General features: G+C 71.0%; 17 protein-coding genes. 8 read left to right on the top strand and 9 right to left on the bottom strand.

Features of this window, described 5'->3' with window-relative positions; genetic code table 11:
* Nucleotides 1–84 precede the first annotated feature (84 nt).
* The 5 genes from ACWA15_RS03005 to ACWA15_RS03025 all read left to right on the top strand — a co-directional run bounded on the left by ACWA15_RS03005 (nt 85) and on the right by ACWA15_RS03025 (nt 6,258).
* Complete coding sequence (locus ACWA15_RS03005; RefSeq protein ID WP_464057980.1) at nt 85–1,035, top strand: carbohydrate ABC transporter permease; 951 nt, start codon at nt 85–87, stop codon at nt 1,033–1,035.
* Nucleotides 1,028–1,951 (top strand): carbohydrate ABC transporter permease, encoded by a 924-nt coding sequence (locus ACWA15_RS03010; RefSeq protein WP_464057981.1) that lies wholly within the window; start codon nt 1,028–1,030, stop codon nt 1,949–1,951. Before ACWA15_RS03005 ends, ACWA15_RS03010 begins: the two co-directional genes overlap by 8 nt.
* Before the next feature lie 98 nt (nt 1,952–2,049).
* Nucleotides 2,050–3,420 carry an ABC transporter substrate-binding protein gene (locus tag ACWA15_RS03015; RefSeq protein ID WP_464057982.1) on the top strand — a complete coding sequence of 457 codons (1,371 nt, stop codon included), beginning with the start codon at nt 2,050–2,052 and terminating at the stop codon, nt 3,418–3,420.
* A 79-nt stretch (nt 3,421–3,499) separates the two neighbouring features.
* Nucleotides 3,500–4,846 carry a Gfo/Idh/MocA family protein gene (locus ACWA15_RS03020; RefSeq protein WP_464057983.1) on the top strand — a complete coding sequence of 449 codons (1,347 nt, stop codon included), beginning with the start codon at nt 3,500–3,502 and terminating at the stop codon, nt 4,844–4,846.
* Between the two features lie 32 nt (nt 4,847–4,878).
* A complete protein-coding gene (locus tag ACWA15_RS03025) occupies nt 4,879–6,258 on the top strand; it encodes a Gfo/Idh/MocA family protein (protein WP_464057984.1) in 1,380 nt (459 codons plus the stop codon).
* A gap of 41 nt (nt 6,259–6,299) precedes the next feature.
* On the opposite strand, the gene ACWA15_RS03030 is transcribed toward ACWA15_RS03025, so the two are convergent.
* The 4 genes from ACWA15_RS03030 to ACWA15_RS03045 all read right to left on the bottom strand — a co-directional run bounded on the left by ACWA15_RS03030 (nt 6,300) and on the right by ACWA15_RS03045 (nt 10,690).
* Complete coding sequence (locus ACWA15_RS03030) at nt 6,300–7,322, bottom strand: LacI family DNA-binding transcriptional regulator (RefSeq protein ID WP_464057985.1); 1,023 nt, start codon at nt 7,320–7,322, stop codon at nt 6,300–6,302.
* A gap of 29 nt (nt 7,323–7,351) precedes the next feature.
* A complete protein-coding gene (locus ACWA15_RS03035; RefSeq protein WP_464057986.1) occupies nt 7,352–9,043 on the bottom strand; it encodes a bifunctional 3'-5' exonuclease/DNA polymerase in 1,692 nt (563 codons plus the stop codon).
* A gap of 63 nt (nt 9,044–9,106) precedes the next feature.
* Complete coding sequence (locus ACWA15_RS03040) at nt 9,107–10,096, bottom strand: diacylglycerol/lipid kinase family protein (RefSeq protein ID WP_464057987.1); 990 nt, start codon at nt 10,094–10,096, stop codon at nt 9,107–9,109.
* Between the two features lie 15 nt (nt 10,097–10,111).
* Nucleotides 10,112–10,690: a TetR/AcrR family transcriptional regulator gene (locus tag ACWA15_RS03045; RefSeq protein WP_464057988.1), complete on the bottom strand. Its 579-nt coding sequence runs from the start codon at nt 10,688–10,690 to the stop codon at nt 10,112–10,114.
* A 164-nt stretch (nt 10,691–10,854) separates the two neighbouring features.
* On the opposite strand from ACWA15_RS03045, the gene ACWA15_RS03050 reads away from it, so the two are divergent.
* The gene (locus ACWA15_RS03050) at nt 10,855–13,146 is read left to right on the top strand and encodes an MMPL family transporter (protein WP_464057989.1); all 2,292 of its coding nucleotides are present in this window, start codon (nt 10,855–10,857) and stop codon (nt 13,144–13,146) included.
* 59 nt (nt 13,147–13,205) lie between these two features.
* On the opposite strand, the gene ACWA15_RS03055 is transcribed toward ACWA15_RS03050, so the two are convergent.
* The 4 genes from ACWA15_RS03055 to ACWA15_RS03070 all read right to left on the bottom strand — a co-directional run bounded on the left by ACWA15_RS03055 (nt 13,206) and on the right by ACWA15_RS03070 (nt 18,852).
* Nucleotides 13,206–14,471 carry an alpha/beta fold hydrolase gene (locus ACWA15_RS03055; RefSeq protein ID WP_464059392.1) on the bottom strand — a complete coding sequence of 422 codons (1,266 nt, stop codon included), beginning with the start codon at nt 14,469–14,471 and terminating at the stop codon, nt 13,206–13,208.
* A gap of 148 nt (nt 14,472–14,619) precedes the next feature.
* The gene (gene glpK, locus ACWA15_RS03060) at nt 14,620–16,137 is read right to left on the bottom strand and encodes a glycerol kinase GlpK (protein WP_464057990.1); all 1,518 of its coding nucleotides are present in this window, start codon (nt 16,135–16,137) and stop codon (nt 14,620–14,622) included.
* Between the two features lie 78 nt (nt 16,138–16,215).
* The gene (locus ACWA15_RS03065) at nt 16,216–16,977 is read right to left on the bottom strand and encodes an MIP/aquaporin family protein (RefSeq protein ID WP_464059393.1); all 762 of its coding nucleotides are present in this window, start codon (nt 16,975–16,977) and stop codon (nt 16,216–16,218) included.
* 114 nt (nt 16,978–17,091) lie between these two features.
* Nucleotides 17,092–18,852: a glycerol-3-phosphate dehydrogenase/oxidase gene (locus ACWA15_RS03070; RefSeq protein WP_464057991.1), complete on the bottom strand. Its 1,761-nt coding sequence runs from the start codon at nt 18,850–18,852 to the stop codon at nt 17,092–17,094.
* Nucleotides 18,853–18,976: 124 nt separating this feature from the next.
* Here ACWA15_RS03070 and ACWA15_RS03075 point away from each other — a divergent pair, with 124 nt between their 5' ends.
* Nucleotides 18,977–19,927, top strand: coding sequence for a sugar-binding transcriptional regulator (locus ACWA15_RS03075; RefSeq protein ID WP_464057992.1), 951 nt, complete (start codon nt 18,977–18,979; stop codon nt 19,925–19,927).
* Nucleotides 19,928–20,019: 92 nt separating this feature from the next.
* Nucleotides 20,020–20,559 carry an amino-acid N-acetyltransferase gene (locus tag ACWA15_RS03080; protein ID WP_464057993.1) on the top strand — a complete coding sequence of 180 codons (540 nt, stop codon included), beginning with the start codon at nt 20,020–20,022 and terminating at the stop codon, nt 20,557–20,559.
* A 19-nt stretch (nt 20,560–20,578) separates the two neighbouring features.
* Here the strand turns inward: ACWA15_RS03080 and ACWA15_RS03085 are convergent, their stop codons facing one another.
* The gene (locus tag ACWA15_RS03085; RefSeq protein WP_464057994.1) at nt 20,579–21,529 is read right to left on the bottom strand and encodes an HhH-GPD family protein; all 951 of its coding nucleotides are present in this window, start codon (nt 21,527–21,529) and stop codon (nt 20,579–20,581) included.
* Nucleotides 21,530–21,605: the final 76 nt, after the last annotated feature.

Raw genomic sequence — 21,605 nt, forward strand, 5'->3', positions numbered from 1 at the left:
GCGTGCATCACTGCTAAAAATACTACACGCGTTGGAGAGCGCTCTCCAACACCCCGGTCTGTCAACGAAGATTGCCGAGGCACCATGTCCGCAGCCACTGAGCCGCGCACCACGACCCCTGCCGTCCGGCGGCGCGGGAGACGTGGACCGGCGACCGCCTCCGAGAAGAGGGACGCCAGAGCCGCAGTCTTCTTCCTGGCCCCCTGGGCCGTCGGACTCGTCCTCATCACCGTCGGGCCGATCCTCGCCTCCCTCTACCTGTCCTTCACGGACTACAGCCTGCTCGCGCCGCCCAGCTGGATCGGCCTGGAGAACTACGAGCGGATGGTCGACGACGCCCGCCTGCACACGGCCCTCGCCGTCACCTTCCGCTATGTGTTCATCTCGGTGCCGCTGCAGCTCATCGCCGCGCTCGCGCTGGCGATGGTGCTCGACCGCGGGGTCCGCGGGCTCGCGATCTACCGCTCCATGTACTACCTGCCCTCCCTGCTCGGCGGCTCGGTCGCGGTGGCCATCCTCTGGCGCCAGGTGTTCGGGACCGACGGGCTGGTCAACCAGATGCTCGCCTTCTTCGGCATCGAGGGCCAGGGGTGGGTGTCCCACCCGGACTACGCCCTGGAAACCCTCATGATCCTCAACGTGTGGACCTTCGGGGCGCCCATGGTGATCTTCCTCGCCGGGCTGCGCCAGATCCCCGAGATGTACTACGAGGCGGCCGCCATCGACGGTGCCGGCAGGGTGCGGCTCTTCTTCTCCATCACGATCCCGCTGCTCACCCCGATCATCTTCTTCAACCTCGTGCTGCAGGTGATCGGTGCGTTCCAGTCCTTCACGCAGGCGTTCATCGTCTCGGGAGGCTCGGGCGGTCCGGCCGACTCGACGCTCTTCTTCACGCTGTACCTCTACCAGCAGGGCTTCGGAAACCTGGACATGGGGTACGCCTCGGCGATGGCCTGGCTGCTCCTGGGCATCATCGCCGCACTGACCGCCGTCAACTTCTTCGCCTCGAAGTATTGGGTGTTCTACAATGACTGATTCCCTGGCCCTCGCCGAGAAGACGCCCGCGAGCCCCGACCAGACCGCCCCGGACACGGGGCGCCAGCACCGCAAGCCCTCCGCAGCGAAGCGCCGGGCCAAGGCGGCGCTCAAGCACACGCTGCTCATCGCCTTCGGGCTGATCATGCTGTACCCGCTGCTGTGGATGCTTGCGAGCTCCTTCAAGCCGACCTCGCTGATCTTCCGCGATCCCTCGCTCATCCCGTCCACGGTGGACCTGAGCAACTACACCGGCGGCTGGAACGCGTTGTCCCACCCGTTCGGGCACTACATCATGAACTCCGCGATCGTGGTGGCCGGGTCGCTGCTCGGCAACCTTGTCGCCTGCTCGATGGCCGCCTACGCCTTCGCCCGGCTCAACTTCCGCGGCCGCAAGCTGCTCTTCGCGATCATGCTCATGACGATCATGCTGCCCATCCACGTGATCATCGTCCCGCAGTACATCCTGTTCTCCCAGCTCCAGTGGATCAACACCTTCCTGCCGCTCATCGTGCCGAAGCTGCTCGCGACCGACGCGTTCTTCATCTTCCTCATGGTGCAGTTCTTCCGCGGCATCCCCAAGGAGCTCGACGAGGCGGCGCGGCTGGACGGGTGCGGCCACATCCGCACCTACGTCAAGATCATGCTGCCGCTCTCGGTCCCCGCCCTGGCCACGACGGCCATCTTCACGTTCATCTGGACCTGGAACGACTTCTTCAGCCAGCTGATCTTCCTCACCCGACCGGACATGTACACGGTCCCGGTCGCCCTGCGGACCTTCGTCGACGCCACCGGCCAGACCAGCTGGGGTCCGCTGTTCGCCATGTCGATCGTCTCCCTCATCCCCATCTTCCTGGTGTTCCTCTTCGGCCAGAAGTACCTGGTCAAGGGCATCGCCACGACCGGCATCAAGTGATCCGGCAACTCCCGGACCGCTCGGACCGCCCGGACCCCGACGACGCACGCCTTCCCGGAACGACCCGTCAGAGCACTGCAAGGCACAAGCAAAGGAGCATGATGTCTCACAGCACCTCTCAGTTCGCCCCGTCTACCCCACCCCGAGCCCGACGCCGGTCGGTCACCGCGAGCGCCGGCCTCGCCGTCGCAGGCCTCCTCCTCGCGGGCTGCAGCGGCGACGGCGGCCTCGCGCCGTCAGAGGCAACCCCCAAGGCCGCCGCCGCGGCCAGCAGCGACGAGAAGGTCGAGCTGCGGTTCTCCTGGTGGGGCTCGGACACCCGGCACGCCCTCAACCAGGAGGTCATCGACCTCTTCCAGGCCAAGCACCCGAACATCACGATCGTCGCCGACTACACCAGCTGGGGCGACTACTGGGACAAGCTGTCCACCTCCGTGGCCGCCGGCGACGCCCCCGACGTCATGATGCAGGAGGAGCGCTACCTGCGTGAGTACGCCAGCAAGGGAGTGGTCCAGGACATGTCGGCGCTCACCAGCCTCGACCTGACCGGGGTCGAGGAGGAGATCCTGTCCGCCGGCAACTTCGACGACGGGCAGTTCGGGGTGCCCACGGGCATCAACACCTACGCCTTCGTCGCCGACCCTGCGGTGTATGCGGCCGCGGGCGTCGAGATGCCGGACGACACCACCTGGAGCTGGGACGACTTCATCGCAGTGACCACGGAGATCTCCGCGAACTCGCCCGAGGGCGTGTTCGGAGCCCAGGACTACGGGTTCAACGAGCCCGGGTTCGCGATCTTCGCCCGTCAGAAGGGCGAGGAGCTGTACAACCCGGACGGCAGCCTGGGCTTCACCAAGGAGACGCTCGCCGAGTGGTGGGAGATGTCACTGGAGCTCCAGGACGCCGGGGCGACCCCGCCGGCGACCAAGAGCGTCGAGGTGGAGAACGGTGGCCCGGAGATGTCCCTGGTCGGGACCGGGCAGGGCGCCCACTCGCTGTTCTGGACCAACCAGCTCGCAGCGCTGACGAGCGCGGCGGGCCACGAGCTCAAGCTCATGCGCCACCCGGGCGAGGCGGACGGCGACCGCACCGGCATGTACTTCAAGCCCTCGATGTACTACTCCATCTCGGCCAAGACCGCTCACCCGGAAGAGGCCGCGCTGTTCGTCGACTTCATGCTCAACGACGTCGAGGCCGGCAAGATCATCCTCTCCGACCGCGGACTGCCGGCGAACACCGCCGTGCGTGAGGCGGTCCAGGGCAGCTTCACGGACGTGGACAAGCAGGCGGCCACGTTCCTCTCCGACCTCGGCCCGGTCATCATCGACTCCCTCTCCACCCCGCCGGTGGGTTCGGGTGAGGTGGTGAACATCATCAAGCGGATCAACGAGCAGGTGCTGTTCCGTCAGATCACCCCGGCCGAGGCAGCTGAGCAGTTCATGGCCGAGGTCACCCAGGCGACCAGCTGACCCGACGTACTACCGTCGGCCCGGGCCCTGGTGGGTCCGGGCCGACGGCCCCCGACACGATCTCGAAGGAGCAGTCCAGGTGGTTGCCAGAGCAGCGGATGCAGTGCGACGGTACGCCGTCGTGGGGACGGGGCACCGCGCGCAGATGTACGTGGACTCGATCCTCGCCGACCATGCCGACGTCGCACAGATCGTGGCCTGGTGCGAGCCCAACCCGGTCCGCGCCGACTACTTCGACGCGCTGCTGACCGCCGGCGGCCTGCCCGCCGTACCCCGGTACCTGCCGGCGGACGTCGAACTGATGATCGCGGAGCAGCGCGTGGACACGGTGATCGTCACCAGCCCCGACGACACGCACGCCGAGATGGCCACCCGGGCCATGCGCGCGGGCGCCGACGTCGTCATCGAGAAGCCGCTCACGACCGACCTGTCCGGGAGCCGGCGGTTCATCGAGGCGCTCGAGGACACCGGCAGGTCCCTCGTGCTGACCTTCAACTACCGCTACGCGGCCCGCAACTCGGCCCTGAAGCAGGTCATCGCTTCGGGGGAGATCGGCGAGGTGACGTCGGTGCACTTCGAGTGGCTGCTGGACACCATGCACGGAGCCGACTACTTCCGGCGCTGGCACCGCGACCGGGACCGGTCCGGGGGGCTGCTCGTCCACAACTCCTCCCACCACTTCGACCTCGTCAACTGGTGGCTGGACGACTTCCCCTCCCGGGTGTTCGCCAGCGGTGGGCTGCGCTTCTACGGCGACACCAACGCCAAGGCGCGCGGCCTCGGCCGACGCCCCGAGCGCGGCACGACGACGCCGCCGAGCAACGACCCCTTCGCCCTCGACCTGCGCGACGACCCCCGGCTCAAGGCCCTGTACCTCGACGCCGAGCAGCACGACGGCTACCTGCGCGACCGGGACGTGTTCTCCGCGGGCATCACGATCGAGGACAACATGTCCGTCCTGGTCGACTACACGCGGGGAGCGTCGCTGACGTACTCCCTCAACACGCACAGCCCGTGGGAGGGCTACCGGGTGGGGATCAACGGCACCCAGGGCCGGGTCGAGCTGGAGGTCGTCGAGCGCGGCGCGCTGGTGCCCCGACCGGACGGCCGCCGAGACCTCGACGCCTCGAAGACCGGGCACCAGGACGCCCCGGGTGAGCTGCGACCCCGCGGGGAGCGCATCCTCGTCCAGCGCCACTGGGAGGCTTCCCGGGAGGTGGCGATCCACAGCGAGGGGGGTGCGCACGGGGGCGGGGACACCCAGATGCTCGCGGACGTCTTCCGGGGACCTGCCCCGGACCCGCTGGGCCGCCCGGCCAACTACAAGGACGGGCTGCGCTCGGTCGTGGTGGGGATCGCGGCGACGTCGTCCCTGCGCATCGGGCTGCCGGTGCGCATCGCGGACCTGGGGCTCGACCTCACCTGAGCTGGACCACCCGAACTGGAAGCGAGTCCGTCATGCCCACCCGCCGCAGGTACGCCGTCGCAGGGCTCGGGAACCGAGCCGAGATGTTCGTGGAGGCCATCGCCGGACCCCACAGCGACGTCGCCGAGCTCGTCGCCTGGTGCGAGCCGAACCCCACCCGTGCCGCCTACTACGACGCGCGGTGCGCCGACCTGGGGATCTCCGCGGACCCCCTGCCGCGCTACGAGCCGGACGCGCTCGAGCAGATGATCGCGCGGGAACGGGTGGACGTCGTCATCGTCACGACCCCCGACTACACCCACGCCGACCTGGTGACCCGGGCGATGCACGCCGGGGCCGACGTCGTGGTGGAGAAGCCCCTGACGATCGACCTGGCCGGCGCCCTGGCGATCGAGGCGGCGCGCGCGGCGACCGGGCGCACGCTGACCGTGACGTTCAACTACCGCTACTCCCCGCGCAACAGCGCCCTCAAGGAGCTGCTGCGCAGCGGCGCGATCGGCTCCGTCACGTCGGTGCACTTCGAGTGGGTCCTGGACACCCGGCACGGGGCCGACTACTTCCGCCGCTGGCACCGGCTCAAAGACCAGTCCGGCGGCCTCCTCGTGCACAAGTCCTCCCACCACTTCGACCTGGTGAACTGGTGGCTCGACGACGTCCCGGCGCGGGTGTTCGCGAGCGGTGGGCTGCGCTTCTACGGCCCGGAGAACGCCGCGGCGCGCGGACTCGGACCGCGCCCGGACCGCGGCACCGGAGCCCATTCCTCCTCCGACCCCTTCGCCCTCGACCTGCGCGACGACCCGCGTCTGCGGGACCTCTACCTGCTCGCCGAGGACCACGACGGCTACCGGCGCGACGTCGACGTGTTCACCGGCCCCATCACGATCGAGGACAACCTCGCGGTGCTGGTCGACTACGAGGGTGGGGCGACCCTGACCTACTCCCTCAACGCCCACGGCCCCTGGGAGGGGTACACGGTCGCGGTGAACGGCACCGGCGGGCGGGCCGAGCTCACGGTGGTCGAGCGGACCTCGGTCGCGCCGTTCCCCGGTGGTGCGACCGGTGCGACCGGGGGATCAGGTGTGCTCGACGCGAGCGCCCACGACCTCGACGCAGCGGGCTCGGCCGAGACCTCCGGCGCGGAGCCGGTGCGCGTGCGGGGCAACCGGCTGGTCGTCCAGCGCCACTGGGACGAGGCGCGGTCGGTGCCCGTCGTGGAGGGCTCGGGTGGGCACGGCGGCGGCGACGCAGCCCTGCTGGCGGACGTCTTCCGGGGCGGGGGCGACGACCCGCTCGGTCTGCGAGCCGGCCCGGTCGACGGCCTGCGGTCCCTCGCCGTGGGGATCGCGGCGAACAGGTCCCTCGAGTCCGGCGACGCGGAACGGGTCGACCGGCTGGGGCTGCGGCTGCACTGACGCGGAGGCCGTGGACTGGCGCGGAGGCCGAGGCTGCCGGCTCAGCCCCGTGCCGGTCCGGGGGTGGAGTCGCGGAGCGTCACGGTCCCGATCACCCGGACGACGCGGGGCTCGGCCGCCGGCGCCGCGAAGGCGAGGTCGGTCGCGGCGATGCCGATGTCGTGCAGCGGCAGGTGCACGGTGGTCAGCGACGGCGTGACGTCTTGCAGGGCGTCGATGTCGTCGAACCCGGCCAGGCCCACGTCGTCGGGCACCCGCAGGCCGGCCTCGCTCAGGGCGGAGAGCGCGCCGAGCGCCATGACGTCGTTGACGGCGAAGACCAGCTCGGGGCGCCGGGAGCGCAGCACCTCCTGCATCGCGTCCCGCCCGCCGTCCCGGGTGAAGCGGGAGTGGGTGAGCGTGGTCCGGGTCCCACCGAGGCGCTCGAGCTCCTCGGCGAAGGTGCGTGCGCGTTCCTGGGCGGTGAGGTGGTCGGCCGGTCCGGCGAGGATCGCCACGTCCCGGTACCCGCGGGCGTGCAGCGCCCGGGCGAGGGACCGTGCCCCGTCGACGTTGTCGATGACGACGGTGTCCGTGCCGAGGAGGGCCTGCCCCACCAGGACCGTCGAGCCGCCGGTCCTGCGGTGCTCGGCGAGGGCGCCGCCCATGGCGGTGAGCGTCGTCGCGTCGTCGCGCCGTCCGCCGACGACCACGAGCATCTGGGCGCGCTGGGAGGACAGCAGCTCGACGAGCTCGAGCTCGCGGTGGGCGTTGGACTGGGTGCTGGCGAGGGTGACCACGAAACCGCGCCGCTCGGCGGCCACCATGACCCCCGAGGCGATCGCGGAGAAGTAGGGGTCGGTGATCGAGTGGACGATGAGCCCCAGCTGCTTGGTCTCACCGCGCGCCATCGCCTGGGCGTTCGCGTCGGGGGAGTACCGGAGCTTCTCGGCCGCGGCGTGCACCCGCTCGCGGATGTCCTCGCGGACCGTGCGGTTCTTGTTGCCGTTGATGGCCCGGCTCGCCGTCGCGAGGGAGACACCGGCCTCGCGCGCCACGTCGGTCAGCGTCACCCGGGGTGTCATGGAGCGATCCTAGTCCGGCCCGCGAGGGACTACTTCGCCTCCGCATATGACTCCACGACGGCCACGCTCACCTGGAACTCCACGCCGCCCTCCCCGGTCGGCCCGAACAGCAGCCGCCCGGCCTCGGTCGCGCACTCACGCACGATCGCGGCGACCTGCTCGGCGAGGTGCACCGGCGTGTGCACCATGACCTCGTCGTGCAGGAAGAACGCCAGGTGCGGGCCTGCGGTCACGTCGCCGAGCCCAGTGGGCGGGGTGAGCTCACGCAGCCTCAGCCGCAGCAACGCCATCCAGCACAGCGCCCACTCCGCGGCTGTCCCCTGGACGATGAAGTTCCGGGTGAACCGTCCCCACCCGCGTGCCTGGCTGCGCGCCCGGTCCTGCTCGACGCCGGTCGCGCCCTCTCCCGACGCCTCGCCCTGGGCGAGGCGCCAGTCGTCCCCGGGGCGCGGGGAGCTGCGACCCAACCACGTGGAGACCACCTCCCCGCGCTCCCCGGCCCGGGCCGCGTGCTCGACGAGGGCCAGGGCCTGCGGGTACGCCTTGATCATCCGCGGCAGCATCCGTCCGCTCTCGCCCTGGGTCCCGCCGTACATGGCTCCGAGCATCCCGTACTTGGCCTGCTGACGGGTCTCGACCGCACCGGCGGCGACCATCCCCTCGTACATGTCGGCGGCCTGGCCGGCGCGGGCCATCGCCCGGTCGCCGGACATCGCGGCGAGGATCCGCGGCTCGAGCTGGGCGGCGTCGGCCACCACGAGGGTCCACCCCGGGTCGGCGCGCACCGCGCCGCGGATCTGGTGGGGCAGCTGCAGCGCGCCCCCGCCGTCGGAGGCCCACCGTCCGGTGACCACCCCGCCGGGCACGTAGACCGGCCGGAACCGTCCGCCTGCGACCCACGTGTCGAGCCAGTGCCAGCCGTTCGCGGTCATCAGCCGGGACAGCTTCTTGTACTCCAGCAGCGGCGCGATCGCCGGGTGGTCGATCTCCCGCAGCTCCCAGGAGCGTGTCGAGGTGGCGGGCAGGCCTGCCTGGCGCAGGGCGCGCAGCAGGTCGCCGGGGGAGTCCGGGTTGAGGTCAGGGGTGTCCAGAGCGGTCCGCACCTGGGCGAGCTTGGCCTCGAGCAGCGCGGGGCGGTACCCGGCCACCGGGCGCGTGCCGAGCACCGCGGCGAGGATCCGGTCGTGCTCGGACGCGTCCCACGGCACACCGGCGTGCGTCATCTCCGCAGCCACCAGCGACCCGGCCGACTCGGCCGCGAGCAGCAGCCACAGCCTGCCCGACGCCGGCTCGCCCCCGAGGCCGGTGGCGCCCGCGAGGGCGCGGCGCTGACGGCGCAGCTCCTCGAGCGGGTCGAGGCGGACCGGGGGGTCGAGGTCGAAGAGCCGGTCCGCCCCGACCGGGATCCGCGGCTGGTCCCAGGCCGAGGGCGGGGCGAGCGCGAGGGGGGTGCGCGCCGTCAGCGCGCTGGCCGCCAGGATCGCGTGGCACAGCCGCAGGTCCCAGCACCGGGTGACGGTGACCTGCGCGGCGAGCAGCGCCGGGTACCAGGTGGCGGTGTCCGACCACACCCACCGCGGGGCGTCGGCGGCTTCGCGCTCGCGGACGAGGGCGGGCAGGTCGACCGGGTCGATCTCGACCGTGGACACGACCGCGTCGTCGTCGTCGAGGTCGTGCACCAGGACCCGGTCGGGGGCGGCGGTGACGACGGCAACGTGCATGCCACCAGTGTCCCCGCTGCCACCGTCCATCAGCTGCCACCACCCGCCCTCACCCGCGCGTCGTCACCGCACGCAGACCTTCAGGGCCCCGCTCAGCACGGCGAACCGGACCTGCGAGGCCGTGCCGAGGACGTCGCCGTCGGCCTCGACCTCGGTCGGGTGGGCCAGGTTCACGGTGATCTCCCGCGCGGTGGCATACCGGAAGCTCTCCGGGAAGGACTCCTCCGCCACCGGGGGAGTCGCCCGGCGCCCGGCGAGCCGCCGGCCGCCGAGCCAGCGCACGGTCCGGGCCAGGTGGTACGGCTTGATCGAGACGAGGGTGAGGACGTCGAGCAGGCCGTCGTCGACCAGGGCGTCCGGGAGGATCCGCAGCCCGCCGGCCAGGGTGGAGCAGTTGCCCACGAGCATCGTGTGGACGGTGGCCCGGATGGGCTCGCCGCCGTCGAGGCGGTAGATGGCGGCGGTACGCCGACGCCGGGACAACGAGGTCAGGACCGGGCGGACGTAGGCCGTCCACCCGATGCGACGCTTGAGCACCGGGTCGGTCGCTCCGGCCATGTCGGAGTCGACCCCGAACCCGGCCATGACGAAGAACGTCTGACGGCGGACGACCTCGCCGTGCAGCGACAAGGTGATGGTTGCCGCGTCGATCCGGCGTGAGGTGGACCCGAGCGCGATCAGCGCGGCTGCGCGCGGACTGGACACGGGCAGGCCGAGGTTGCGGGCGAGCAGGTTCCCGGTCCCCGCCGGGATGATGCCGAGCGGGACGTCGCCGCCGGTCAGCGCGGCGCCGACGGCACGGACCGTGCCGTCCCCGCCCGCGGCGACCACGACCCGCGCGCCCCCGGCGAGGGCGCGCTCCACGAGGGGCCGGGCGCTCCCCGCAGCGGGGGTGGGCATCCACGAGGACTCCGCGAGCCCGAGCGTGCGTTCGGCTCCGGACACCACGGCCCGGAGCCTGCGCGGGTCCACCCGGGAGGGGTTGTAGATGATGGCGGCCGGGCCCGTCGGTGGCCGTCCCGGCTGGAGCGGGGCCTGGGGTGCGGGACACATCGGGGCCGCTCCGCGCTACGCCTGTGCCGGCTGGTGGTTCGGCACGAGCATCGTCCAGGCCCAGATGGCCGCGCGCTCCGGGGCGGGCATCGGGTCCATGTCGAGCCAGGTGGTGAGGACGCCGATGAGCGACCCGGTGATGCTCGCGGCGGCGATCTCGACCGGCATCCCGACGACGTCGAGGTCGTTGGGGTGGGCGCAGACCCCGGTCATGACGATCGCGCTGATCCGCCGGCGCAGGCGTGCCGTCGCGGCGGGCGAGCCGTGCTCCCCGAGCACCCGGCGGTACAGGGCGGCGTTCTCGGCGAGGTGCTCGGCGTAGCGCACGAGCATCTCGGGCGGTTCCTCCCCGATCTCGAGCATCGCCGGGTGGGCCAGGTCGGTGAGGTCGGCTCCGGCGCGGCGGGCCTGCGCGTCCAGGGCGTCGGCGAGCAGGGTGTCCTTGTCGGCGTAGTGCTGATAGAACGTGGAACGGTTGATGGTGGCCCGGTCCGCGATGTCCGCGATGCTGATCTCGTCGAGGTCGCGCTCCCGGGCGAGGGAGAGCAGCGCGTCCTGGAGCAGGGTGCGCGTGCGGGCGATCCGGGGGTCCATGGCTCCATTGTGTCAGTCGGGGGACGCTCACGCCAGCAGTTAAGCAACACCCGTTGCCTAACCTACGATCGTTGTTTAGTGTGGTCCTGTCGTCCGAGGGTGTGCGACCGTGCACGGCCGTACTGCTCACCTCCGGGGACCACCTGGACGATCAAGGGACCACCATGGCTTCGTTTCTCTACCGGGTAGGACACTTCTCCTACACGCGCCGCTGGGTGGTCCTCATCACCTGGCTCGTGATCCTCGCCGCCGCGGGCGGCGGCGCCATCGCCTCCGGGATGAAGATGACCGAGGCGATCACCATCCCCGGGACCGAGTCCGCCAACGCCCAGCAGATCCTCGAAGAGCGGTTCGGCGACGCGGCCAGCGGTGTCGGTTCGGGCACCTCGGGCTCGGCCGGTGCCGGCGTCGAGGTCGACCTGCCCGCCTCGGCGCGCGTCATCGTCGAGGCCCCCGAGGGGACCAGCCTGATCGACGACGGCGGGCTCGCCGTCGTGCTCGGCGCCCTCGCCCCGGTGACCGCGGCCGACGACGTCGCCTCGCTCTCCGACCCGGCCACGACCGGCACCATCTCCCCGGACGGCGCCGCCGTCTACGTCGAGGTGCAGTTCGCCGTCCCGGCCGACGCCGTCCCTGCCGCCACCCTGGAGACGATCGAGGCCGCCCAGGCCGAGCTCGAGGCCGACGGCTACACCGTCGCGCTGTCCGGCGGTCCGTTCACCGAACCCCTCGAGCTCCTCTCACCCACCGAGGCGGTGGGTGTGCTCGTCGCCCTCGTCGTGCTGCTGGTCACCTTCGGCTCCCTGCTCGCCGCCGGGATGCCCATCCTCACCGCGGTGCTCGGCGTCGGGATCGGGCTCGCCGGGGTCCTCTCCCTGTCCGCCCTGGTCACCATCTCCTCCGCGACCCTCACCCTGGCCCTCATGCTCGGGCTCGCCGTGGGCATCGACTACGCCCTGTTCCTGCTCTCGCGGCACCGCCAGCAGCTCGCGGAGGGCGTCGAGCCGGCCGAGTCCGCCGGGCGTGCGGTCGGTACCGCCGGCAGCGCGATCGTCTTCGCCGGGCTGACCGTCGTGGTCGCGCTCTCCGGTCTCGCCGTGACCGGGGTGCCGTTCCTGGCCGCGATGGGCTTCGCCGCCGCCGCCACGGTGGCCGTCGCGGTCCTCATCGCCATCACCCTGCTCCCTGCGCTCATGGGCTTCGCCGGCACCCGGCTCGTCCCGCGCGGGCGCGCGGCCGTCCGCGCCCAGCGCTCCACCAACGCCGAGAACCGCTGGGGCAACCTCATCACGCGTCACCCCGTGTGGACCCTGGTCGCCGGGGTCCTGGTGCTGGGCACCATCGCGATCCCGGTCACCTCCATGCGCCTGGGCCTGCCCGACGCCGGCCAGGAACCTGCCACCTCCAACGAGCGCCAGGCCTACGACCTCCTCGCGGAGAACTTCGGTCCCGGCATCAACGGCCCGCTCGTGGTGCTCATCGACGCCGCCGACGACCCGGCCGCGCTCGCCGAGGCGACGGCCCTGATCAGCGAGGCCCTCGCCGGGGTCGAGAACATCGCCTACGTCGCACCGGCCGCCCCCAACGGCGCCGTCGGCGGCATGCTCGGCCCGGACCTGCCCGCGCCCGAGGGAACCCCCGAGGCAGACGCGGCGCTCGTCGTCGTGCTCCCGGCGACCGGCCCCAACGACGCCGAGACCGCGGAGGTCGTCCACGACATCCGCGGCCTGCGCGCCGACATCGAGGAGGCGACCGGGACCCAGGTCTGGGTGACCGGGGCCGCCGCGGCCAACATCGACATCACCCAGAAGCTCTCCGACGCGCTCCCGCTGTTCCTGGCCATCGTCGTCGGGCTGGCGCTCGTGCTGCTGCTCGTCGCCTTCCGCTCGATCCTCGTCCCGGTGACCGCGGTGCTCGGGTTCCTGCTGACCGTCGCGGCGGCCTTCGGCGCCACGACTGCCGTGTACCAGTGGGGGTGGCTCTCCGACGTGTTCATGGTGGCGACCCCTGCGCCGCTGCTGAGCTTCATGCCCGTGCTGCTCGTCGGCGTGCTCTTCGGCCTGGCGATGGACTACCAGGTGTTCCTCGTCTCGCGGATGCGTGAGGACTTCGTCCACGGCGACGCCCCGCTCGTGGCGGTCCGCTCGGGATACGCCCACGGCGCCCGGGTGGTCCTGGCCGCCGCGCTCATCATGATCGCGGTCTTCTCGAGCTTCGTCTTCTCCGGGAACTCCACGATCAGCCCGATCGCCTTCGCGATGGGCTTCGGCGTGGCGATCGACGCGCTCGTGGTCCGCATGACGATGATCCCCGCGGTCATGGCGCTGCTGGGGAAGTCAGCCTGGTGGCTGCCGCGCTGGCTGGACCGCCTGGTGCCGAACGTCGACATCGAGGGCGCCGCCCTCGAGCGCGGCGCCACGACAGCCACGGACGTGCCGGAGCCTGCTCGCTCCTGAGGTCGTGTCGGCAGGCCCGGCCCGGGACCGTCTCGACGGTCCCGGGCCGGGCTGTGTGCTCAGTCCCGCAGGGGCCCGCCGGTGTCACGGACCTGCTGGGTGAGCCGACCGAGCACGTCACCGGTGCGCAGCCCGTCGTGCTCGAACTCGTTGGTCACCCACGTGTGCACGTTGCCCACGGCCGCCGCCGTCTCGAGGCTGAGCCCGGCGTCGACGAACATGTCGTCGAAGTACACGGCGGCCGCGACCGGCACCTCGTTGGCCGCGAGCACCTCGTCGTCGTAGAGCGTGGTCCAGCGCTCACGCCGGGCCAGCTCGTCGGCTGCGGCCGCAAACGGTCGCAGCGCGGCGATCTCGGTGAACATCCAGGGGTAGATCATCTCCCCGGTGAGGTGCAGCGGGCGGTGGCCGGGGTCGAAGTCCGGATGGACGGCCCGCTCGGCGTGCGCCGCCCACCCGGTCACGGCGTCGCCGGAGGCGTAGATGGACTCCTGGAGGACCGCGTACAGCGGCCGCTCGCGGTAGGACGTCTGGGTCATCACCTGGGTGAGGAAGGTGTCGGAGAGCTCGGACTCGCCCGGGTCGAAGGCCTCGTCGAACAGCCAGTGCAGCCGCTCGGCGCCGGGTTTCATCCCGAGGTCCATCCCCAGGGTCTGGAAGCGGCGCACCGAGAGCAGGTCGCCGTCGGGCAGGCGCACGTCGCCCGCGGCCAGCCGGTCCGCGATCCGGGCCACCTGACCGGCGTCGCCCGGGAAGCGGGCGAACAGCTCGCGGTTCTTCGCGGCGGTGCGCGGGTAGGTGCGTCGATAGACCTCGCGTGCGTCGGCGCGCAGGCCCGCCAGCCCACCGGTCACGTAGCAGGCGGAGAGCCCCTGCGGGGCCCGGGACAGGTAGGTCAGGGTGAGGAAGCCGCCGTAGCTCTGGCCCAGGGACTCCCATCGCTTCCCACCGTAGAGGGTGCGGCGCACGTGCTCGGCGTCGGCGACGATCGAGTCGGCGCGGAAGTGGGTGAGGTGCTCCGCCTGCTCCGCGGGGGTGCCCAGGGCCGCCAGCCGCGCGCCGCGGATCGCGCTCGAACGGCCGGTGCCGCGCTGGTCGAGGAGGATCACCCGGTGCGTGGCGAGCATGTGCCCGAGCCAGCCCTCCGGGCCGGTCGGGCGTGGTCCCTTGCCGCCGGGGCCGCCCTGCAGGAACACCAGCAGCGGCAGGTCCTCGTGGCGCCTGGCCGGTGCGACGACCTCTCGGACGAAGACGGTGATGGTGGCTGCGTCGCGGTCGTCGAACCAGTTGAGCGGGACGGTCAGCTCGTGGTCGGTGACGTGCATGCCGGGGACGGTGTAGCTGATCACGCGATCTCCTCGGGTTCGGGGGCAGCGCACACCGCGTGCGAGCTGCGGCCAACCCTATGCCGCACGGCCGTGGCCCGACCCCCGAGGGAGCCGGGCCACGGCCGTGCGGCAGAGATGCTGTCGGTCAGACGACGTCGGCGTCGACCCAGTCGAGGGTCTTGGTGACGGCCTTCTTCCAGAGCCGGTACTGACGCTCCCGCTCGGTGGTCTCCATGTTCGGGGTCCACCGCTTGTCCTCGGCCCAGTTGTCGATGACGTCCTGCTCGCCGTTCCAGAAGCCCACTGCGATGCCCGCCGCGTAGGCCGCGCCGAGAGCGGTCGTCTCGGCGACCTGGGGCCGGACCACGTCGACGTCGAGGATGTCCGCCTGGAACTGCATGAGCAGCTCGTTGGCGACCATCCCGCCGTCGACCTTGAGCTCGGTGAGGTCCACACCGGAGTCGGCGTTCATGGCGTCGAGCACCTCACGGGTCTGGAAGGCGGTGGCCTCCAGAGCCGCGCGGGCGATGTGGTTCTTGTTGACGAACCGGGTGAGGCCCACGAGCGCCCCACGGGCGTCCGGGCGCCAGTACGGGGCGAACAGGCCGGAGAACGCCGGGACGAAGTACGCCCCACCGTTGGTGTCCACCTTGCCGGCGTAGTACTCCACGTCCTGGGCGTCCTCGAACATGCCGAGGTTGTCCCGCAGCCACTGGATGAGCGACCCGGTCACGGCGATCGACCCCTCGAGCGCGTAGACCTGGGGGGCGTCACCGATCTTGTAGCAGACCGTGGTGAGCAGCCCGTTCTTGCTCGCGACCGGCTCGGTGCCGGTGTTGAGCAGCATGAAGTTGCCGGTCCCGTAGGTGTTCTTCGCGGTGCCCTTCTCGAAGCACGCCTGGCCGAAGGTCGCCGCCTGCTGGTCGCCGAGGATGCCGGCGATCGGCACGCCCGGGACCATCCCGCGCTCGCGGCCGTGGCCGTACACCTCGGAGGAGGAGCGGATCTCGGGGAGCATCGACATCGGGATGGTCATGTCCGCGGCGATGTCCTCGTTCCAGGTGAGGGTGTCGATGTTCATGAGCATGGTGCGCGAGGCGTTGGTGACGTCGGTGATGTGCACGCCGCCGTCGGTGCCCCCGGTCATGTTCCACAGCACCCAGGAGTCGGTGTTGCCGAACATGAGGTCCCCGCGCTCGGCGGCCGCCCGGGCGCCGTCGACGTTGTCGAGGATCCACTTCACCTTGGGCCCGGAGAAGTACGTGGCCAGCGGCAGCCCGACGCGCGCCTTGTACTTCTCGGGTCCCTCGGACCCGCCGAGCTCGTCGACGATCGCCTGTGTGCGGGTGTCCTGCCACACGATGGCGTTGTAGACGGGCTTGCCCGTCGTGCGGTCCCAGACGACGGCGGTCTCGCGCTGGTTGGTGATGCCCACCGCCGCGATGTCGTCGTGGGTGAGGTTCCCGCGGGTGAGGGCGATGCCCACGACCTCACGGACGTTGTTCCAGATCTGCTCGGGGTTGTGCTCGACCCACCCGGCGCGCGGGAAGATCTGGTCGTGCTCGAGCTGACCCTGGGAGTGGATGGTGCCGGCGTGGGTGAACACGATGGCACGCGAGCTGGTGGTTCCTTGGTCGATGGCCAGGACGTACTGTGCGGTCATTGGTCATTCCTTCACGTCGTTGTGCGGGGGTGCCGGCCGAGGTGGCCGGCGGTGAGCAAGGACTTCTCAGGCGGTGGATCAGATGTACGCGGCGCCGGCGAAGCCGGCCAGGACAGCGCCCACGAGCGGCCCGGCGACCGGGACCCAGGAGTAGGCCCAGTCGCTCGAGCCCTTGCCGCGGATCGGCAGGACGAAGTGGGCGATGCGCGGGCCGAGGTCACGTGCGGGGTTGATGGCGTATCCGGTCGGGCCACCGAGGCTGGCACCGATCCCGACGACGACGAGGGCGACGGCGAGCGGGCCGATCTGCGTGGGGGTGTTGCCGGAGATGACGACGAAGAACACGAGCACGAAGGTCGCGATGACCTCGGTGATGAAGTTCCAGCCGTAGGAGCGGATGGCCGGTCCGGTCGAGAACACCGCGAGCTTGGAACCGGCGTCGAGGTCTTCGTCGAAGTGCTTCTTGAACACGACGAACATGAGCACCGCTCCGATGAACGCACCGAGCATCTGCGCGCCGAAGTACATGAACATGTTCGACACTGTCGGTTCGATGGTCGCGGTGACCATGCCCTCCGGGCCAGTCAGATTCGCGAACGGAAGGTCGGCCGCGAACAGGCCGAGGGTCACGGCCGGGTTGATGTGGGCGCCCGACTTGTAGGCGACGTACACGGCGGTGAAGACCGCGAGGCCCCATCCCCAGTTGATGAGGAGCCAACCACCGTTGAACCCTTTGGACTTGGGCAGCAGAGCCGTCGCGACGACACCTCCTCCGAGGAGGAGCAGGGTGGCGGTCCCGAGGACCTCCGACCAGAAGGCGTTTACTAGAATGGAATCCATCACAGGCTCACTTTCTTGGTGGACTTCGTTGTCACCTCCTCGCAGCGGCTCTGCTGCGAGGCACATCGGCGTTCTTTTGTGGTTGGCAGGTTCGGTGTCAGCTGTCCCTGATGGTCAGCTGCTCGTGGTGAGGTCGATCAGCGGGCTGACGTCCTGGGCTGCGAGGCGCACGTGCTCCGCCAACGCGTCGTCGGGCTGGTCCTGTGCGGCTGCCTCCGCCTCGGCGCGCGCGGTGTACGCGGCGACCTCGGCGAGCCGGGTCTCCTCGTCCCAGCCGAGGCCGGCGGCGGCGATCTGGGAGATCTCCTCGAGGGCGGCCAGGCCGCGGTCGAGGATCTCGTAGTTGAGCCGGGTCCGGTGCAACAGGATGTCCTCGAGGTGCAGAACTCCCTCGTGGCTCACGGCGTAGGCGATCTCCGCCCGCAGGTAGGCCGGTGCGTGCTCGAGCGGCCTGGCCATCGACGGGTCCTCCTCGCAGAGGGCGACGATGTCGGTGAGCAGCCCGCCGTAGCGGTGCAGCAGGTGGTCGACGAGCGCGGGCGTCCAGCCGTAGGTGGCCGCGTGACGCCGGCCCCAGTTCTGCTGGACGGCGAGCCCGACGGCGCCGAGCAGCGGCACCTTGGAGGTGATCGAGGGGCGGGACTTGGCGCCCTCCCCGAGGGCGAAGTCGACCGCGTCCTCGGCCATCACCCGGTAGGTGGTGAGCTTGCCGCCGGCGATCACCGTCAGTCCGGGCGCCGGTGAGGCGACGGTGTGCTCGCGAGAGACCTTGGCCGACGACGTGCCTTCCTTGGTCCCGGGCTGCAGCAGCGGGCGCAGGCCGGCCCAGGTGCCGATGATGTCGTCCCGGGTGAGCGGGTCGGCCAGCACGGCGTTGGCGTGCTCGAGCACGTAGTCGATGTCCGCGGAGGTGGCCACCGGGTGCTGGAGCTCCTGGGTCCACGGGGTGTCGGTCGTGCCGATCACCCAGTACCGCGACCACGGGATGACGAAGAGCACGCTCTTCTCGGTCTGCAGGATCAGGCCGACCTTGCCCTTGATGCGCTCGCGGGGGACGACGATGTGCACACCCTTGGACGCCAGGACCTTCAGGCCACCTGTGCCGCCGGCGAGCGCCTCGGTCTCCTCGGTCCACACGCCGGTGGCGTTGATGACGTGGCGTGCCTTGACGGGGAAGCGGTCCCCGGTCTCCAGGTCGACCAGCTCGGCGCCGTCGATCCGGCCGCTCACGTCCTTGGTGAGCTTGACCACCTGGGTGCGGCTCGCCGCGCCGGCGCCGTAGGAGGCCGCGGTGCGGATCAGGGTGCTCACCAGGCGGGCGTCGTCGACGGATCCGTCCCAGTAGCGCACCGCGCCGACTGCGGCGTCGTGGCGCAGGTCGGGGAAGAGGCGTTCCATGCCCTTGCGGGTCACGTGCTTGTGGAAGGGCAGCGGGCGCTTGCCGGGGGCGAGGCTGGCGAGGGTGTCGTAGAGCATGACGCCGGCTCCGACGTATCCGCGCTCCCACACCCGGTGCTCCAGGGGGTAGAGGAAGGACACGGGACGGACCAGGTGCGGCGCGAGCTTGGTGAGGAGGAGGTCGCGCTCGGTCAACGCCTCGTGGACGAGGTGGAAGTCGAGCATCTGCAGGTAGCGGAGCCCGCCGTGGACCAGCTTGCTCGACCGGCTCGACGTGCCCGAGGCCCAGTCCTGGGACTCCACGATCGACGTCGTCAGCCCGCGGGTCACCGCGTCGAGAGCGATCCCGGCGCCGGTCACGCCGCCGCCGATGACCAGCACGTCGAGAGGGTCGCCCTGGACGGTCCCGCGGAGAGCGTCCAGAGAGCGCTCGCGGGACTGGGGGGTGAGCTTGGATGACGTACCGGAGGTTGGCATGCTTGACCTTTCGACTCGCTAGGTGTCAGGGGACTAAGGTCACACTGTCAGAACGTTTGCGCAAGCCGTTTGCACGTATGTGCAAAGCGCCGTCGGTCGACGTTGACCAGAGGGAAGGTGCGGTATGGGTATGCGAGACCAGGACGTTCTCAGGGCCGCTTCGATGTACTACCTCCAAGACATGAAGATGGAGACGATCGCCAAGCACCTGGGCACCTCGCGGTCGACGGTCTCGCGGATGGTCAAGCTCGCCCGTGAGACCGGGCTCGTTGAGATCAATCTTCGCCCTACTCGCTCCAATGCGCCTGGGCTGGGCCAACGCATCAGCGAGATCTATGGGATCGAGGCCTACGTGGTCGCCGTGCCGGACGGCTGCACCGAGATCGAACGGCTCGACCAGGTGGCGCTCACGACCGCCCGACTCGTCGGCAACTGGTTCGACTCGAACATGATCCTGGCGCTGGCGTGGGGCACCACGCTGAGCGCGATCGCACCGCACCTGAGCCGCAAGACCACCCGGGGCAGCGCCGTCGTCCAGCTCAACGGGGCGGCCAACACCCGGACCAGCGGGGTCGAGTATGCAGGGGACCTCATCGCGGGCTTCGGGCAGGCTTTCGAGGCGCGGGTGCACTATTTCCCAGTGCCCGCCTTCTTCGACTACGCCCGCACCCGCGAGGCCATGTGGCGCGAGCGGTCGGTGCGCCGGGTCCTGGAGCTCCAGCGCATGGCCGACATCGCCCTGTTCTCGGTGGGTGCGCTCGCGGGCGGGCTGCCCAGCCACGTGTACTCGGCGGGCTACCTCGAGGCCGACGACGTCGCCGAGCTCGACCGGGAAGGCGTGGTGGGGGACGTGTGCACCGTGTTCCTGCGTGAGGACGGCACCTACCGGGACGTCGAGCTCAACGCCCGGGCCACCGGGCCGATGCCGCACGAGCTGCGCAACATCCCCCGCCGGGTGTGCGCGGTGGCTGGGGACAACAAGGTCGCTCCGCTGCGTGCCGCGCTGCGCGCACGGGTCGTTACGCACCTGGTGATCGACGAGGTCACGGCGACGAGGCTGCTCGTCGAGGGGTGACGCGCCTGGTGGAGCGGTCGTCGCGCTCCGGGGGCGCCTGAACCAGAGTGGGAATGTATACGGCGGAATGAGTATTGGAGTAGGTTGTCCAGATGACCGTGCATGCGCAGACCGACAGCCCGACAGCGCCCCGGATCCGGCCGGCGCGCCCGGGCGATGTCCGCGCCATCCGGGCGCTCGTCGAGCCCTATGCCGACCGCAGGATCCTCATCGCGAAGGAGATGGTCGCCTACTACGAGTCCGTCCAGGAGTTCCTGGTCGTCGACGAGGGCACCCTGGAGGCGCCGGTGGTCGTGGGCTGCGGCGCGCTGCACGTCATGTGGGAGGACCTCGCGGAGATCCGCACCCTCGCCGTCTCCAAGGACGTCCTGGGCACCGGGCTGGGCCATGCGATCGTCGAGCGGCTGCTCGAGCGGGCCCGGGACATGGGGTTGCGCCGGGTGTTCTGCCTGACCTTCGAGGTCGACTTCTTCACCAGGCACGGATTCCACGAGATCGAGGGGACCCCGGTGGACCCGGACGTCTATGCCGAGCTGCTGCGCTCGCACGACGACGGCGTCGCGGAGTTCCTCGACCTCGCCCGGGTGAAGCCCAACACGCTGGGCAACTCCCGGATGCTCATCGAGTTCTAGGGCAGCCCACCCCGCCCTGCTACGCCAGCTCGACCGGCAGGTGGTAGTCCTGCCCGGTCCGTGCGATCAAGCCGTCGGTGACCAGCCCGGCGATGCACCGGTTCAGCTGGGTGCCATCGGGCCACACGAGGTCGATGACCGCGGCGGGCACGGGTTCGTGGGCTGCGCGCAGCGCAGCCATGACCTTGCCGCGCACCTGCCGGTCGGTGCCCGCCCAGGCCTGCGAGCGGCGTCGGGCAGCGTGGGGGTCGGCCGGATAGTCCGCAGCGCGCCAGGCGCACAGGGCGGTGACCGGGCAGTCTGTGCAGCGCGGGGCGCGCGCGGTGCAGACCACCGCGCCGAGCTCCATGGACGACGCCGCCCACAGCGCGGCCCCGGCGTCGTCGGCCGGGACGAGGGTCGCCGCCCGGGACATCTCGGCGGCGGTGAGCGCGGGGGACGGCAGCGCCTCCCCGCCCACCGTGCGAGCCAGCACCCGTCGGACGTTCGTGTCCACGACGACGGAGCGGCGGCCGAAGGCGAAGGCCATCACCGCGGCCGCGGTGTACGTCCCGATCCCGGGCAGCTCCCGGAGGGCCGGTTCGTCGGCGGGAACCTCCCCGCCGTGCCGGTCGACGATCACCCGGGCGCACTCCTGCAGGCGCAGCGCCCGGCGCGGGTACCCGAGCGAGCCCCAGGCGCGCAGCACCGCCGCGGTGGGTGCGTCGGCGAAGGCCGTGGGGGTCGGCCAGCGGTCCATCCAGTCCAGCCAGATCGGGGCCACCCGGGCGACCGGGGTCTGCTGTGACATGACCTCGCTGACCAGCACGCCCCACGCGGTGCGGTCGGGTGAGCGCCACGGCAGCGGGCGGGCGGTGGCCAGGAACCACTCCGCGAGGGCTCCGGTGAGGTCCGGGTGAGCGCCCTCGGGCGGGCGGGCGTCCGGGACGGACTGCGCGTGGTGGAGGTGGGCGGGTGGTGTGGAGGTCACCGGTCCATTCTCGCGTGTCTTCGCCGGGGGGATCGGCGGGCCACGTACCGTGAAGGTGCCACCGGGTCGGGCCGGT

This window comes from Sanguibacter sp. TS_SC_8 (assembly GCF_055361235.1).

What these genes read in the sequence shown, in the direction of transcription:
- ACWA15_RS03005 (WP_464057980.1), top strand. Translation starts at nt 85, where the DNA reads ATGTCCGCAGCCACTGAGCCGCGCACCACGACCCCTGCCGTCCGGCGG.
- ACWA15_RS03010 (WP_464057981.1), top strand. Translation starts at nt 1,028, where the DNA reads ATGACTGATTCCCTGGCCCTCGCCGAGAAGACGCCCGCGAGCCCCGAC.
- ACWA15_RS03015 (WP_464057982.1), top strand. Translation starts at nt 2,050, where the DNA reads ATGATGTCTCACAGCACCTCTCAGTTCGCCCCGTCTACCCCACCCCGA.
- ACWA15_RS03025 (WP_464057984.1), top strand. Translation starts at nt 4,879, where the DNA reads ATGCCCACCCGCCGCAGGTACGCCGTCGCAGGGCTCGGGAACCGAGCC.
- ACWA15_RS03030 (WP_464057985.1), bottom strand. Translation starts at nt 7,322, where the DNA reads ATGACACCCCGGGTGACGCTGACCGACGTGGCGCGCGAGGCCGGTGTC.
- ACWA15_RS03035 (WP_464057986.1), bottom strand. Translation starts at nt 9,043, where the DNA reads ATGCACGTTGCCGTCGTCACCGCCGCCCCCGACCGGGTCCTGGTGCAC.
- ACWA15_RS03040 (WP_464057987.1), bottom strand. Translation starts at nt 10,096, where the DNA reads ATGTGTCCCGCACCCCAGGCCCCGCTCCAGCCGGGACGGCCACCGACG.
- ACWA15_RS03045 (WP_464057988.1), bottom strand. Translation starts at nt 10,690, where the DNA reads ATGGACCCCCGGATCGCCCGCACGCGCACCCTGCTCCAGGACGCGCTG.
- ACWA15_RS03050 (WP_464057989.1), top strand. Translation starts at nt 10,855, where the DNA reads ATGGCTTCGTTTCTCTACCGGGTAGGACACTTCTCCTACACGCGCCGC.
- ACWA15_RS03055 (WP_464059392.1), bottom strand. Translation starts at nt 14,471, where the DNA reads ATGCACGTCACCGACCACGAGCTGACCGTCCCGCTCAACTGGTTCGAC.
- glpK (WP_464057990.1), bottom strand. Translation starts at nt 16,137, where the DNA reads ATGACCGCACAGTACGTCCTGGCCATCGACCAAGGAACCACCAGCTCG.
- ACWA15_RS03065 (WP_464059393.1), bottom strand. Translation starts at nt 16,977, where the DNA reads ATGGATTCCATTCTAGTAAACGCCTTCTGGTCGGAGGTCCTCGGGACC.
- ACWA15_RS03070 (WP_464057991.1), bottom strand. Translation starts at nt 18,852, where the DNA reads ATGCCAACCTCCGGTACGTCATCCAAGCTCACCCCCCAGTCCCGCGAG.
- ACWA15_RS03075 (WP_464057992.1), top strand. Translation starts at nt 18,977, where the DNA reads ATGGGTATGCGAGACCAGGACGTTCTCAGGGCCGCTTCGATGTACTAC.
- ACWA15_RS03080 (WP_464057993.1), top strand. Translation starts at nt 20,020, where the DNA reads ATGACCGTGCATGCGCAGACCGACAGCCCGACAGCGCCCCGGATCCGG.